Below are 13,576 nucleotides of genomic sequence, written 5' to 3'. Positions count from 1 at the left end.
GATGTGCTTTTTATTATGGAATTTTTTTTTAGAAAAGCTGTATACATTTTACGCTCTCAAACGTTGAGTATATAGAGAGGAGAGCCGAATGAGTCATGATACGTTTGAATCGTTATTAGTAGAGAAATCAAAAGCTGTCTTTGGATACTTGATTAAGATTGGAGCAGATAGAAAAGAAGCAGAAGATATTGTGCAAGATACGTTGTATAAAGCTTTATTGCTTATGGAGGAAATACCGTTAGGACATTTAGCACCGTGGCTATTTAGAGTTGCAATCAACCAGCACCGAGATTTGCACCGGAAAGAAAAAAGACTAAATCCAATCGCAATTGAATCAGTCGTTCTTATTGGGCAAAAGTCATTAGATGAAGTGCTTTTAACAAGGGAGTTACAAGGAGAAGTACAAGAAATATTGGAGACGATGACGGAGGATTATCGTCATATTTTACTGTTGAAATATGAGTATGAACTATCTTATAAGGAAATTGCCATTTTATTAAGTATGAAAGAAGATACAGTAAAAACAAGCTTGTACCGTGCAAGAAATCAATTTAAGAAACTGTATAGGAGGAGAAATGATGAGTCGGAAGGACTTTGATTTGAATATGAATGATAAGCAGATGAAGACTTTGATGAAGAGAGCGAAGAGGAAGCAGTTTTGGAGAAACTGGCTTATTTCTATTTGTGCGTCCATTATGGTTATAGTAACTTTGTTTTTGGGTGCAACTTACTTTTCTCAGCAAACATTTAGAAAAATGGAAAGAGAAATGAATGCACTACATATGGTTCAAGGGCCTAATATCCGTTTCAGCGGAAGCATGTATTTAAGTCTTGGTATGACAGGAAGTACAGTAATATATAACTCTTATAAAAATATAGCTGGTCAACCAGTGAAATGGGTAAATGATATATACGAATCTGGTATATGGAGTTATAGTATGAAGCATTACAATGGTGAACTTGTTAGTCTAGATGAGGAAAAAAGGGGTGAAGAGGCTGTTACGATACCAGATTATAATGTGCAAACAATGCAGAGGGAAATGAGGTTTTATTTACCTTTCGTTACTTATAAAAATTATGTGGATGACCTGAAAAATATTGGAGATTTGCAAAATAAAGTTGCAGAAGTAGCCCTATCTTTTGATAAATCTTATACAGCTGAACAAATTATTGAGATGCTTCCGAAAAGTGTACAGCCAGTTTGGTTTTGGGTAGATACATATAATGAAAAGAAAAGTGATTCTTATGTAGGGTTAAAAGATCCTAAAAATGGCGCAGTATTAAATGCGGAAATGGCTAGAAATGTTTTTGGATTTGAAGGAAGTTATGCAAAAGTAAAAGAAGATGTGAAAAACGATTTAACAATAAACTCAAAAGAGTTTCTGTACCAAATGAAGTATTTAACAAAAAATAGTGAAGGTATACCAAGTGATTATTTTGAACAATATTATAAAGAAATAAAAAACACCAAACCAAAAGACCTACCAATATACGGTATAGTCGTAACAGGAAAAACAGAGGATTTACAAAGTTTACAAGGGTCACCGTATATTAAGGCTGCTGTAAGAGGTGTAACAGTTGAGAAATATTGATTACAAGTAATTAATGTGAATAATCAGAAAATTTATGTTATAATATGGGAAAAGGAGGTTTATATGAGGCAAATACATGGAGCAATTTATATTTACATAACAATGTTTTTCGTGGCGATATCCTATGGGTTGGGGCACGTGTATTCGCATCCTATACTAACTTTTTTAAGTGGAGCATGTATGGCGTTTGCGCTTCTTGTCCACCTTTTCTCAGTTTGGATCGTGAAATTTCAATTAAATATTAGTGAAATAGAAGAAGGCACTTTTTGAGTGGCCTTCTTTTTTAATAATATTTTGGAAGCTCTTGTAGCAATTTTTCAATTTCGAATTCGGTTTCTTCACATATAGAAAGTGTGCGTAGTCTGAAAAATAAGCTACGTAAGAAAGATTTTGTATTTCCATATAAAAACTCGTACGATTCAATAGGTAGTGCTTGTTTTTGGACCGGTAATTGAGCTACTAAGTCACGAAGGGCTAATATGAGTATTTCTTCTTTCAGGCCATTTTGCAGCATTGCGACAATCGGATAAACGAGACGCTCGTCTTCTTCGTATTTATAGTAAATAGAATGGACAAAAACTTTGTTTAACAAAGTTTTTAATATCTCTTCGTAATGTAAAGTTTCTAGTTTAGGACTATGAACAAGCGCCTCAAATGTATCGGAAGCATGTGCGATACTATGTGCCCATCCGTGGTCTTGCACATATCCGCGGAAATCATGTTCATTGTTCATATATAGAATTAATTGATCTTTTACAGTTAAAATATCATTCTGTGATAAGAAATTATGAGTTGTATCTGCATCTATAATGAGCGCAATTAATAAGGTTGTAAATGCACGAGTAAATACAGCATCTTCATCATCTGAATGAATCTTATACAATAAATATTTTTCACCGATGCTTTCTAATAATAGTTTCTGTAATTGTGTGTGTGAAAGATAGCGATTTTTGATGAGATGATAAAAAGTAGAGTAGATGAGTTTGTCCCTTAAGTAGTTATCAGTAACACCGATATGTTCAAGCATACTGGAACTTAAAGAATCAATATGAAGTGTGTTATCTATGATGTAATTATTATTACGAATTTTTTCTAACTGTTGTTGTAACATATAAACCTCCTGTTTTAGAAAATTCTGTATTTTTATAATATAATAAGAGGAAGAAATAGACAATAAATAAGTGCATTTGAATGGAGAGGGCATTATGAAGAGAGCATTATTCTTTTTTATTAGTATTTTCTTTTTAGGAAGCTGTTCCATTTCGTATGTTAATTTTTCTAGCGAGAGCAAAAGTTGGACTGGACAATATAAAGGGCATATTAAGGATGACAGTGAAGATGGAATGTTTACGTTTCAATATAAGGGTGGGGATGGAAAGACAGAATTTAAAAACTTAGAGATTGCTATTAATGGAGCCTTTAGTACAATGACACAAACGTCAGAAGTTCATAAAGGAGCAAGGGTTGAAATAAAATCTTCTTGTGTAAGTTGTGCACCTCTATCTAAAGATGAACCGATAGAAGTTGTAATTAAATGGGATGATAAGTATGAGGAGAAGATGGTGTTAAATTTGAAATAGCCTAAAGTAAGGAGTTAAAAATGAATAGGCATGTGAAAATTGTTATGTTTTTAAGTGTATTTCTAGTCATATTATCAGCTTGTACTACAAAACAAGTAGAGCAGGTAACGGTAAAAGAAGTCCCTAAAGAAGGGTATATCATATTAAGAAATGACACGGTATTTTTTGCCGATGATAAAACGTTTGAAACAAAAGTAGAGTTGCAAAATTATATAGAACAACAAATGAATAAAGAGCATCCATCACATATAGTCTTGAGCTTTAAGGACAAAGACGCATATAAACAGTTAAAAACAGGGGATAAAATAAAAGTATGGTTTTCTCAAATACTTGAAAGCTATCCAGCAAGAATGATTGTAGAGAAATTTGAAATAGTAGAGGAATAAAAAAAGGCAGCATTCACGCTGCCTTTTTATTATTTTACAAATTGTAATTCTTTCGGGAATTTCGTTAAAATTTCTGATCCGTCTTTTGTAATGTAAATATCATCTTCAATACGAACGCCACCTACGTTTGGTACGTAAATACCAGGTTCGATTGTGAAGACCATACCTTCTTTTAATGGAGACTCGTTACCAGCTTTTACATCTGGATATTCGTGTACGCTAATTCCAAGTCCATGACCAAGTCGGTGCGGGAAGAAGTCTCCGTAACCTGCATCTGCGATAACAGAACGAGCAGCGTTATCGATTGCGCCAAGTGTAACACCTGGTTTACATGCTTCAACTGCTTGTAGTTGTCCAGCAAGTACAGTGTTGTAAATGCGAGTTTGCTCTTCAGAAATCTCACCGAATGCTACTGTACGTGTAATATCAGAGCAATAACCTTCAATGATTACACCTAAATCAAATAGTACGAAATCACCGCGCTTCATTTTGTTTGCGCCAGGAATACCGTGTGGAAGAGCAGAGTTTGCACCCGCTAATACCATCGTATCAAATGACATCTTATGTATGCCTTTTGTTTTTAATTCGTGTTCAATAATTGCTAATACTTCTAGCTCGCTACGGTTTTCTTTAATTGCATTTACACCAACTTCAACAGCGTAGTCCGCCATTTTAGCTGCTTCGCGTAAAATAGAAAGTTCTTTTTCATCTTTAATTAAACGAAGTTCGCGAACTTTCTCCTCAGCTGATTTGAAAGCTGCATTTGGGAATAATTTCGTTAATTCTTCGTAGCGCTCTACGTTTAAATGTTCTTTTTCAATTGCAACTGCATTTGCATTGATGCCGCGGTCTTTAATTGCTTTTGCAATCATATCCCATGGTCTGTCAGTATCAGTAAATCCGATAATTTCATGTGCCCAGCCAGCGTTACGTGCTTGACCTTCTTCCATTTTAGGACAAATTAAAATAGGTTCTTTTTCTTGGAATACAAACATACCAAGTAATCTTTCATGCGGTTCACAGTGGAAGTTCGTCATGTAGAAGACGTTCGGTGTAGAAGTTAAGAACGCAGCTTCTACGTTTTTTTCTTTTAGCCATTGCATTAAATTTTCTAATCTAGCATTCATCGATTGGCACCCCCGAGATATTTAATTACAAATATAACTTTAACTCGGAAGAAAGCGTTATGACAAGTAAATAGATGTTAGAAAAGACAGGGAATTGAAAAATCATGTAGAATAAAAAGTGAGAATGTGAATAGGGGAGGAATGTAATAATGAAAGTATCTTATCATGGGCATTCAGTTGTGAAAATTGAGGCGAATGGAAAAGTTATTTTAATTGACCCGTTTTTAACAGGTAATCCGAAAACAGATTTAAAAGCTGAAGATGTAAAAGTGGATGCAATCCTTTTATCGCATGGACACGGTGATCATGTTGGAGATACAGTAGAACTTGCGAAGAAAAATAATGCAGTTGTTGTAGCGCCATTTGAACTAGCAACATTTTTAAGTTGGCAAGGTGTAAATACACATCCGATGCATATTGGTGGTTCACATGAATTTGACTTCGGAAAAGTGAAGTTTACACAAGCATTCCACGGCTCTAGTTATATTGATGAAGCAAATAAGACGATTACATATACAGGTATGCCAGCAGGTATTTTATTTACAGCAGAAGAGAAAACAGTGTACCACGCAGGAGATACTGCACTATTCTCTGATATGAAGTTAATTGGGGAATTAAATAAAGTTGATCTAGCATTTTTACCAATTGGTGATAATTTCACAATGGGACCAGAAGATGCTGTACTAGCGGCAAAATGGATTAATGCGAAAACTGTTGTACCGATGCATTACAATACGTTCCCAGTTATTGAACAAGATCCATATCAATTTGTAGAAAAGCTACAAAATTGTACAGGGAAAGTATTAGAAGTTGGAGAAAGTATTACACTATAGAAAAGAAACCCTTCATTTGAAAAGAAAAGTGAAGGGTTTTTACGTGTGTAGAACAGCTTTTAATGCTTGTATTTGTTTTGGTGATTCTTTTCTTTTGGTACGTGGTTGTTCAGGTGTTTCATTCAATTCCATTGCAACTTTTTTCGCATCTACGAAAGCTAAAAATACAGCACCTACAACCTCTAAAAATTTTTTCATCATGTGTACGCTCCTTTGTTTTATTTCTTGTCTTCATTGTATAGGGAATCAAGTGGGCGAACTATCGAATGAGATGACAATAGCATTACATTGTTGTAATAGAATGACTGGTGGAATGTAAGAGTCATTTTGTTATAAAAAAAATAGTACAGGTATGCAAAGAGAGAGTGTAACAGTTTTGAAAATATAGTATACTGAAAGTACAACACATGAAGAATTTAGGGAAAAGAAAGTATGGTGAAACCATTTGGCTACCAAGCATAACCAAATTTTAGAACATATTAATAGCCTGCCAGTAGGCCATAAAATTTCTGTAAGACAAATTGCGAAAGATTTGAGTGTAAGTGAAGGGACAGCTTACCGTGCAATTAAAGATGCAGAAAATAAAGGGTATGTTAGTACAATTGAACGTGTCGGAACAATTCGAATTGAACAAAAGAAGAAAGAAAATATCGAAAAACTGACATATGCAGAAGTCGTTAACATTGTCGACGGTCAAGTACTTGGGGGCAGAGAAGGACTACATAAAACATTAAATAAATTCGTAATCGGAGCTATGAAATTAGAAGCGATGATGCGCTATACAGAAGCTGGGAATTTACTCATTATTGGTAACCGTACGAATGCACATCAATTAGCGCTAGAAACTGGAGCCGCTGTATTAATTACGGGTGGATTTGATACGGAAGATCATGTGAAGAAATTAGCAGACGAATTAAAGTTGCCGATTATTTCAAGTAGCTACGATACATTTACGGTCGCAACGTTAATTAATCGTGCAATTTATGATCAACTGATTAAGAAAGAAATTGTACTTGTTGAGGATATTTTAACACCAATTGAAGAAACGTTATATTTAAAGCCACATGATACAGTACAGCAATGGCATGCATATAATGAAGAGACAATGCACGGAAGATATCCAATTGTCGATGAAAATAAAAAAGTGCTAGGAATCGTAACTTCAAAAGACATGATCGGTGTAGCGAAAGAAACACCAATTGATAAAGTAATGACAAAACACCCAATTACAGTGAATGGTAAAATGTCTGTCGCAGCTGCGGCACGTATGATGGTGTGGGAAGGAATTGAATTACTTCCTGTCGTTGAGGAAGGAAATAAACTGCAAGGTATTATTAGCCGTCAAGATGTACTTCAGGCACTGCAAATGATTCAACGTCAGCCACAAGTTGGAGAAACAATTGATGATATTGTAACGAATCAATTTATGACGCCAAAAGAAGCGAAGAATGAGCATCTATATCAATTTTCGGTGACGCCGCAAATGACGAACTCAATCGGAACGTTATCGTACGGTGTATTTGCAACAATTGTGACAGAAGCGACAAATCGCGTTATTCGTGCGCAAAAGAAAAGCGATTTAATTGTTGAAAACTTAACAATTTATTTCGTAAAGCCGGTTCAAATTGATAATGTTGTATCCGTTCATCCGAAAGTATTAGAAATTGGGCGTAAATTTGGTAAGGTTGATGTAGAGGTGCATCATGAAGGTAATGTCGTTGGAAAAGCATTACTTATGGTTCAGTTAATTGATAAATAAAAAGATGGAACAAATCGTTTTGATTTGTTCCATTTTTTTTTGTTGTTTTAAATTTGAAAGGCATGATTTTAGATGAGAGTTTTAGTGAAATATGTATGGGGTGGAGTGGAAAAGTAACGCAAGAAAAGACAGAATAGTAATTCAATTTGGTTGTATATTGTGTTATGATTATATTGTAAGAAAATGGATTTATGGAAGGTGGTATACATTATGTCGTCAGCCGTACTCTTTTTTGGTAGTATCGCACTATTTTACTTTCTTGTAATGATACCGATCCAATATTTATATTTACAAGGTTTACATGAAAAAAAGGAAAAGACAGGATTATCTCAGCGAGAGCTATATGAAAAAATGTCTTTTGGAGAAGAACAATTACATTTTCACGTACAAGGTAACCCATTTAATATACCATCTGCGTTTGTCGCATATATGATTTTAAAAGTTAGAGGACGTAAAAAAGCATCACAATTTTGATGCTTTTTTACGTTGTTTCATAGACTTCTGCTTCTTTAACTGCTAATGGTAAGAAATGTTTGTATTGGCGAAATCCATTAAATACACTTGCACTACCAAATAGAACGAATAAGATACCAACGATAATACGAGCGGTTGAAAGTTCTAAAAAGAATTGGTTTATCCCGAAGAATAAGACGAATGAACCGAGTGCCATTGCGGATTTTCCAGAGAGCCAACCTTTCTCCATTGGGCGGTTTGTACGAAAGTATTTTGTTTTGTAGAAGAGATACAACATAAATGAGACGATAATACAGAAGACTAATACTGGCATAATGAACACTCCCATCGTTTTATGAAAAAAATAGTGGAGAAAAAAGAAATATCTAAACTTTCTAACTTTTATTATAAAGCAATTGTTCGCATGTATGAAATACTTTCCGTTATAATGAGAGATAAAGTGAAGAAGTTGATTAAAAAGGAGATTATACATATGCATGAGCAAATTTTAGGAGCAATTAAAGAGTTTGATACAATTATTATTCATCGCCACGTGCGTCCGGATCCAGATGCATTAGGTTCACAGGGTGGCCTTGGTACAATTCTAAAAGAATCGTTTCCAGAGAAAAATATTTATACGGTTGGGTACAATGAACCGTCGTTAGCATACTTACGAGTAATGGATGATATTGAAGATAGTATATACGAAAATGCGCTTGTTATTGTTTGTGATACTGCGAATCAAGAACGTGTTGACGATCAACGCTATACAAAAGGGAAGATGTTAATTAAAATTGATCATCACCCAAATGAAAATCCATATGGAGATATTACGTGGGTAGATACGACAGCGAGTTCGACAAGTGAAATGATTTATGAGTTTTATAACTATGGAAAAGATAAAGGATTAAAAATAACAAAAGAAGCAGCCCGCCTTATTTTAGCAGGAATTGTTGGAGATACAGGTCGTTTCTTATTCCCAAATACGACAGCAAAAACACTTCGTTACGTAAGTGAGCTTGTTGACATGGGTGTGAAATTCACAGATTTATACAATGAAATGTATAAGACAAAAGAAAAAATTGCTCGTTTAAACGGTTATATTTTACAAAACTTTACGGTGGTAGAAGAAGGAGCAGCTTACATTAAATTAACGAAAGAAGTATTAGAAGAATTTGATGTACTTCCTTCTGAAGCATCTGGTGTTGTTGGAGCGCTTGGCAATATTGATGGATTAAAGGCGTGGGTTCTATTTTTAGAGGAAGACGACGTAATTCGTGTTCGTCTTCGTTCAAAAGGACCAGTTATAAACAAATTGGCAATGCAATATAACGGCGGAGGACATCCGATGGCTTCTGGTGCCAAGGCATCTTCTTGGGAAGAAGCGGATCGTCTTTTTGCTGATTTACGTGAGATTTGTAAATAAGGGACTATATGTTAGAACGAAAAGAAGGAGCGGCGCTAAAGCCCTCCTTCTTTATTTTTCCTTTTCTATAGTAATGCTAATTTCAAGCACTGTATCAAAAGATATTGTATCGACTTTAAAACGGTATAGTCGATCGTAATGTTTGTACGTTTTGTTTTCGATTACCTTTTTGAGTAGGTCTTTATTTTTTGCGATACTTTGAATGTTTTTCGTTAAAAGATGCTGGAGATCATTATGGATAGATGTAGTCATATTTTCGAGTGTAAGATTGTCTAAATCGTATTTTTCTCGATTGATAAGTTTTATTTTAATCTCTTGAATGGTTAAGAGCCGTTTATTTTCAGTGTTCAATTTTTCTTGATCTTCGAGAAGGACGTGGAGCTTTGCTTCTTGTTTTTCTATAATTTCTCTTTGTTCTGCTATTTTACTAGCTTGTTCTTCTTGAAAAACACCGTATATGTACAAAAAAATAAACCAGCTCAACACGCCTCCAACAGCAGCACCAGCTAATACTAAGTACCATCTTTTTGCTGTATTGGCACTTGGTACTCTCATACATGTTCCTGCGTTAGCCATTTAATAATAATGAGACCTGTTTGCATACCACCAGTTGCGAAAAAAATAAGGAGAATTTGTTTTACGATATCTTTCATATCTCCGCCAAAGAAACTTCTTTCAAAGCTATAAAAGGTATCGAATGTTCCACCAATTGCTGCAACGAGTGCCCAAATTCTTAAATTTTGGGCGAATTGATTAATGTAAGTTAGAGCTGGTTTTCCGATAAGAAACGCACCAAATCCACCAATTAATGAACCGCCAAGTATAACCCCAAAGGCAATAAAATAACTAATAATAAGCAGAGAGAAAAAAGTATGTTCTCTTACATCCATCGTCATTCCCCTTTCTTCTTCATATATATGGACAAAGTATAAGAAGTATGTTTTGATTTCCGCTTTCCTCATCACCTATAATAAAAGTAGTCAAATAGGTAAAGAGAGGGTACAACAGTGAAGTTTGTGCATTTACAATGTCAAACCGTTTTTAGTTTATTAAAAAGTGCTTGTAAAATTGATGAGCTTGTAGTCAGGGCGAAAGAACTTGGTTTTTCATCGCTGGCTATTACGGATGAAAATGTTATGTATGGCGTTATTCCGTTTTATAAAGCATGTAAGAAACATGGTATACAGCCTGTTATTGGATTAACCGCTTCTATTTTTAGTGAAGAAGAAGAAAGGTCTTATCCACTTGTATTACTTGCTGAGAATGAAATAGGCTACCAAAATTTATTAAAGATTTCTAGCAGTATTATGACAAAATCCAAAGAAGGTATTCCTAAGAAGTGGCTTGCGCATTATGCGAAAGGATTAATTGCTATTTCACCAGGTAAAGATGGCGAAATTGAGCAATTATTACTAGAAGACAATGTGAGTCAGGCTGAAGAAGTAGCTCGCACATATCAAAATATGTTCGGCCATTTTTATATGAGTTTGCAGCATCATGCGATTCAAGATGAGTTGCTTTTACAAGAGAAACTACCTGAATTTATTAGTAGGGTTAATATTCCAGTCGTTGCAACAAACGATGTGCGCTATATCAATCAAAGTGACGCACTTGTTCACGAATGTTTACTATCTGTTGAAAGTGGAACGAAAATGACTGATCCAGATAGGCCGAGGCTGAAAACAGATCAATATTATTTAAAGTCATCGGATGAAATGGAAGCACTATTTTCCCATGCGCCGGAAGCAATCCAAAATACAATGAAAATTGCAGAGCGTTGCCAAGTAGAAATACCGTTCCATGTAAATCAACTTCCGAAGTTTCCTGTTTCGTCTAATGAAACGAGTGATATATACTTGCGTCGTGTTTGTGAAGAAGGTTTGCGGAAACGATATGGTGCGCCGAAAGAAGTGCATATAAAGCGTTTAAATCATGAATTAAATGTTATTTCTCGTATGGGATTTAGTGATTATTTCCTCATCGTATGGGATTTTATGAAGTATGCACATGAAAATCATATTTTAACAGGACCAGGTCGTGGATCGGCAGCTGGTTCACTCGTCTCATACGTATTAGAAATTACAGATATTGATCCGATTGAATACGATCTATTATTTGAAAGGTTTTTAAATCCTGAACGTGTGACGCTTCCCGATATTGATATTGATTTTCCAGACGTAAGACGTGATGAGATGATTCGCTATGTGAAAGATAAATACGGTCAGCTCCGTGTTGCGCAAATTGTAACGTTTGGTACGCTTGCAGCAAAAGCGGCAATTAGAGACATTGCCCGCGTAATGGGGCTTCCGCCGCGAGATATTGATATATTTTCAAAACTTATCCCATCAAAGCTTGGTATAACGTTAAAAGATGCATATGAAGAATCACAATCACTTCGTGAGTTTATACAAGGGAATCTTCTGCATGAGCGTGTGTTTGAAATCGCAAAACGTGTAGAAGGTTTACCACGTCATACGTCTATTCATGCGGCTGGCGTTATTATGAGTCAAGAACCGCTAACAGGCAGTGTAGCAATTCAAGAAGGACATAACGATGTTTATGTTACGCAATATCCAGCCGATGCGCTAGAAGAACTTGGGTTGCTTAAGATGGACTTTTTAGGATTACGTAATTTAACGTTACTTGAAAATATTGTAAAATTTATCGCGAACAAAACAGGGAAAGAAATCGATATAAGAAACTTACCTCTTCAAGATGAAAAGACGTTCCAATTATTAGGGAGAGGGGATACAACAGGTGTATTCCAGCTTGAGTCAGGTGGTATGCGAAATGTACTTCGCGGGTTAAAACCGAATGAGTTTGAAGATATCGTAGCTGTTAACTCATTATACAGACCGGGACCGATGGAACAGATACCGACTTTTATTGAATCGAAACATGGAAAAAGAAAAATTGAATATTTACATCCGGATTTAAAGCCAATTTTAGAAAGAACATACGGCGTCATTGTATACCAAGAACAAATTATGCAAATTGCATCGAAGTTAGCAGGGTTTTCGCTTGGTGAAGCAGATTTACTGCGCCGTGCAGTGAGTAAAAAGAATCGTGATATTTTAGATCAGGAACGTAAGCATTTTGTCCAAGGTTGTTTGCAAAATGGTTACGATGAGACGTCTGCTGAGAAAATTTACGATTTAATTGTAAGATTTGCGAATTACGGTTTTAACCGAAGTCACGCTGTAGCTTACAGTATGATCGGATATCAACTTGCCTACTTAAAAGCGAACTATACGCTGGAATTTATGACGGCACTATTATCAAGTGCAATTGGAAATGAAGATAAAATTGTACAGTATATACGAGAAACGAAGCGGAAAGGTTTTCACGTTTTGCCGCCGTCTCTTCAAAAAAGTGGTTACAACTTCCAAATAGAGGGGAATGCGATACGTTACAGTTTACTTTCGATTCGAAATATTGGAATGGCTACAGTGACGGCATTATTAGAAGAACGAGAGAAAAAAATGTTCGAAGATTTGTTTGAATTTTGTCTCCGTTTGCCGTCAAAGTTTGTAACGGAGCGCAATTTAGAAGCTTTCGTCTGGTCGGGATGTTTTGATGATTTTGGTGTTTCGAGAACGAATTTATGGAAAAGTATTAAAGGGGCATTAGAGTACGCGAATCTCGCACGTGATTTAGGAGATGCTGTTCCAAAATCAAAATACGTACAAGGAGAAGAGCTATCTTTTATTGAACAACTAAATAAAGAGAAAGAAGCACTTGGCTTTTATTTATCAAGTTATCCGACAGCGCAGTATGTAAAGTTAGCAAAAGAATTAGAAATTCCATCTCTCGCTCAGGCGATGCGACACAAGAAAAAAGTACAAAGAGCTATTGTGTATATAACAAGTGTGAGAGTGATTCGTACGAAAAAGTTTCAAAAGATGGCATTTATTACATTCTGTGATCAAAATGATGAAATGGAAGCAGTCCTCTTCCCGGAAACGTATATACATTTCTCGGACAAGTTACAAGAAGGAGCAATTGTTTTAGTTGACGGTACGATTGAGCTAAGAAATCATAAGCTGCAATGGATTGTAAATGGGCTATATCCGCTAGAGGAAATGGATGTTTATGAAGAAAAGAAAGACGCATCTGTTTACGTGAAATTGCCGTCTCAGTATGAGAAAAAGCTTTTAAATCAGGTTACGAAAATATTGTTCGACTATTCAGGTTTTGCGAAAGTACTAATTTATTATGAAAAGGAACATAAAATGGTACAATTATCTCGGAGTTTATCGATTCATCCAAGTGAAGAATGTTTAGGAGCACTTCGTGAAATTGTCGGGGAAGAAAATGTAGTTGTGAAAATATAATGGACAATTTCCCTACACTTCGATTATTATAGTAGTAGTGTTCGTGGTCAGACCACTTGGAGAAATTGATATCAGCAAGAATAATT

General features: G+C 35.4%; 16 protein-coding genes. 10 read left to right on the top strand and 6 right to left on the bottom strand.

Features of this window, described 5'->3' with window-relative positions; genetic code table 11:
* Positions 1-88: 88 nt before the first annotated feature.
* The 3 genes from N2V79_RS22640 (at position 89) to N2V79_RS22630 (ending at position 1,862) form a co-directional block, all read left to right on the top strand.
* A complete protein-coding gene (locus N2V79_RS22640; protein ID WP_071731419.1) occupies positions 89-598 on the top strand; it encodes an RNA polymerase sigma factor in 510 nt (169 codons plus the stop codon).
* The gene (locus tag N2V79_RS22635) at positions 579-1,592 is read left to right on the top strand and encodes an anti sigma factor C-terminal domain-containing protein (RefSeq protein WP_071731420.1); all 1,014 of its coding nucleotides are present in this window, start codon (positions 579-581) and stop codon (positions 1,590-1,592) included. Before N2V79_RS22640 ends, N2V79_RS22635 begins: the two co-directional genes overlap by 20 nt.
* 63 nt (positions 1,593-1,655) lie before the next feature.
* A complete protein-coding gene (locus N2V79_RS22630) occupies positions 1,656-1,862 on the top strand; it encodes a hypothetical protein (RefSeq protein ID WP_001248905.1) in 207 nt (68 codons plus the stop codon).
* 13 nt (positions 1,863-1,875) lie between these two features.
* On the opposite strand, the gene N2V79_RS22625 is transcribed toward N2V79_RS22630, so the two are convergent.
* Positions 1,876-2,703 carry a DUF2785 domain-containing protein gene (locus N2V79_RS22625; RefSeq protein WP_071731421.1) on the bottom strand — a complete coding sequence of 276 codons (828 nt, stop codon included), beginning with the start codon at positions 2,701-2,703 and terminating at the stop codon, positions 1,876-1,878.
* 94 nt (positions 2,704-2,797) lie between these two features.
* Here N2V79_RS22625 and N2V79_RS22620 point away from each other — a divergent pair, with 94 nt between their 5' ends.
* Complete coding sequence (locus N2V79_RS22620) at positions 2,798-3,172, top strand: hypothetical protein (RefSeq protein ID WP_000816700.1); 375 nt, start codon at positions 2,798-2,800, stop codon at positions 3,170-3,172.
* 20 nt (positions 3,173-3,192) lie between these two features.
* The gene (locus N2V79_RS22615) at positions 3,193-3,558 is read left to right on the top strand and encodes a DUF3221 domain-containing protein (protein WP_001079430.1); all 366 of its coding nucleotides are present in this window, start codon (positions 3,193-3,195) and stop codon (positions 3,556-3,558) included.
* Between the two features lie 29 nt (positions 3,559-3,587).
* Here the strand turns inward: N2V79_RS22615 and pepQ are convergent, their stop codons facing one another.
* Positions 3,588-4,685: a Xaa-Pro dipeptidase gene (gene pepQ / locus N2V79_RS22610; protein WP_000994037.1), complete on the bottom strand. Its 1,098-nt coding sequence runs from the start codon at positions 4,683-4,685 to the stop codon at positions 3,588-3,590.
* Positions 4,686-4,834: 149 nt separating this feature from the next.
* On the opposite strand from pepQ, the gene N2V79_RS22605 reads away from it, so the two are divergent.
* On the top strand, positions 4,835-5,518 hold the full coding sequence (locus N2V79_RS22605; protein ID WP_053563563.1) for a metal-dependent hydrolase: 684 nt from the start codon (positions 4,835-4,837) through the stop codon (positions 5,516-5,518).
* Positions 5,519-5,557: 39 nt separating this feature from the next.
* On the opposite strand, the gene N2V79_RS22600 is transcribed toward N2V79_RS22605, so the two are convergent.
* Positions 5,558-5,719: a hypothetical protein gene (locus tag N2V79_RS22600; protein WP_095690147.1), complete on the bottom strand. Its 162-nt coding sequence runs from the start codon at positions 5,717-5,719 to the stop codon at positions 5,558-5,560.
* Positions 5,720-5,963: 244 nt separating this feature from the next.
* Here N2V79_RS22600 and N2V79_RS22595 point away from each other — a divergent pair, with 244 nt between their 5' ends.
* Complete coding sequence (locus tag N2V79_RS22595; RefSeq protein ID WP_000201579.1) at positions 5,964-7,277, top strand: CBS domain-containing protein; 1,314 nt, start codon at positions 5,964-5,966, stop codon at positions 7,275-7,277.
* A gap of 210 nt (positions 7,278-7,487) precedes the next feature.
* On the top strand, positions 7,488-7,751 hold the full coding sequence (locus N2V79_RS22590) for a DUF3949 domain-containing protein (protein ID WP_000093046.1): 264 nt from the start codon (positions 7,488-7,490) through the stop codon (positions 7,749-7,751).
* Positions 7,752-7,758: 7 nt separating this feature from the next.
* Here the strand turns inward: N2V79_RS22590 and N2V79_RS22585 are convergent, their stop codons facing one another.
* Positions 7,759-8,064: a YtpI family protein gene (locus N2V79_RS22585; protein ID WP_001144766.1), complete on the bottom strand. Its 306-nt coding sequence runs from the start codon at positions 8,062-8,064 to the stop codon at positions 7,759-7,761.
* 159 nt (positions 8,065-8,223) lie between these two features.
* Between N2V79_RS22585 and N2V79_RS22580 the strand changes: the two genes are divergently transcribed.
* On the top strand, positions 8,224-9,156 hold the full coding sequence (locus N2V79_RS22580) for a DHH family phosphoesterase (RefSeq protein WP_340720225.1): 933 nt from the start codon (positions 8,224-8,226) through the stop codon (positions 9,154-9,156).
* A gap of 51 nt (positions 9,157-9,207) precedes the next feature.
* Here the strand turns inward: N2V79_RS22580 and ytrI are convergent, their stop codons facing one another.
* Positions 9,208-9,711 carry a sporulation membrane protein YtrI gene (ytrI, locus tag N2V79_RS22575; RefSeq protein ID WP_001265736.1) on the bottom strand — a complete coding sequence of 168 codons (504 nt, stop codon included), beginning with the start codon at positions 9,709-9,711 and terminating at the stop codon, positions 9,208-9,210.
* Positions 9,708-10,121 carry a YtrH family sporulation protein gene (locus N2V79_RS22570; protein WP_002005839.1) on the bottom strand — a complete coding sequence of 138 codons (414 nt, stop codon included), beginning with the start codon at positions 10,119-10,121 and terminating at the stop codon, positions 9,708-9,710. The genes ytrI and N2V79_RS22570 overlap by 4 nt, the downstream gene beginning before the upstream one ends.
* A gap of 42 nt (positions 10,122-10,163) precedes the next feature.
* Between N2V79_RS22570 and dnaE the strand changes: the two genes are divergently transcribed.
* Positions 10,164-13,490 carry a DNA polymerase III subunit alpha gene (dnaE, locus tag N2V79_RS22565; RefSeq protein ID WP_071731426.1) on the top strand — a complete coding sequence of 1,109 codons (3,327 nt, stop codon included), beginning with the start codon at positions 10,164-10,166 and terminating at the stop codon, positions 13,488-13,490.
* Positions 13,491-13,576: the final 86 nt, after the last annotated feature.

This window comes from Bacillus sp. CH_70 (assembly GCF_038007045.1).
In the GTDB taxonomy this organism is placed as follows: Bacteria; Bacillota; Bacilli; order Bacillales; family Bacillaceae_G; genus Bacillus_A; species Bacillus_A cereus.
This window is presented reverse-complemented; position numbering and strand designations above follow the sequence as displayed.

Bases quoted from the DNA above. Each gene is read 5' to 3' on its own strand.
- N2V79_RS22640 (WP_071731419.1), top strand. From the start codon at position 89: ATGAGTCATGATACGTTTGAATCGTTATTAGTAGAGAAATCAAAAGCT.
- N2V79_RS22635 (WP_071731420.1), top strand. From the start codon at position 579: ATGAGTCGGAAGGACTTTGATTTGAATATGAATGATAAGCAGATGAAG.
- N2V79_RS22630 (WP_001248905.1), top strand. From the start codon at position 1,656: ATGAGGCAAATACATGGAGCAATTTATATTTACATAACAATGTTTTTC.
- N2V79_RS22625 (WP_071731421.1), bottom strand. From the start codon at position 2,703: ATGTTACAACAACAGTTAGAAAAAATTCGTAATAATAATTACATCATA.
- N2V79_RS22620 (WP_000816700.1), top strand. From the start codon at position 2,798: ATGAAGAGAGCATTATTCTTTTTTATTAGTATTTTCTTTTTAGGAAGC.
- N2V79_RS22615 (WP_001079430.1), top strand. From the start codon at position 3,193: ATGAATAGGCATGTGAAAATTGTTATGTTTTTAAGTGTATTTCTAGTC.
- pepQ (WP_000994037.1), bottom strand. From the start codon at position 4,685: ATGAATGCTAGATTAGAAAATTTAATGCAATGGCTAAAAGAAAAAAAC.
- N2V79_RS22605 (WP_053563563.1), top strand. From the start codon at position 4,835: ATGAAAGTATCTTATCATGGGCATTCAGTTGTGAAAATTGAGGCGAAT.
- N2V79_RS22600 (WP_095690147.1), bottom strand. From the start codon at position 5,719: ATGATGAAAAAATTTTTAGAGGTTGTAGGTGCTGTATTTTTAGCTTTC.
- N2V79_RS22590 (WP_000093046.1), top strand. From the start codon at position 7,488: ATGTCGTCAGCCGTACTCTTTTTTGGTAGTATCGCACTATTTTACTTT.
- N2V79_RS22585 (WP_001144766.1), bottom strand. From the start codon at position 8,064: ATGCCAGTATTAGTCTTCTGTATTATCGTCTCATTTATGTTGTATCTC.
- N2V79_RS22580 (WP_340720225.1), top strand. From the start codon at position 8,224: ATGCATGAGCAAATTTTAGGAGCAATTAAAGAGTTTGATACAATTATT.
- ytrI (WP_001265736.1), bottom strand. From the start codon at position 9,711: ATGAGAGTACCAAGTGCCAATACAGCAAAAAGATGGTACTTAGTATTA.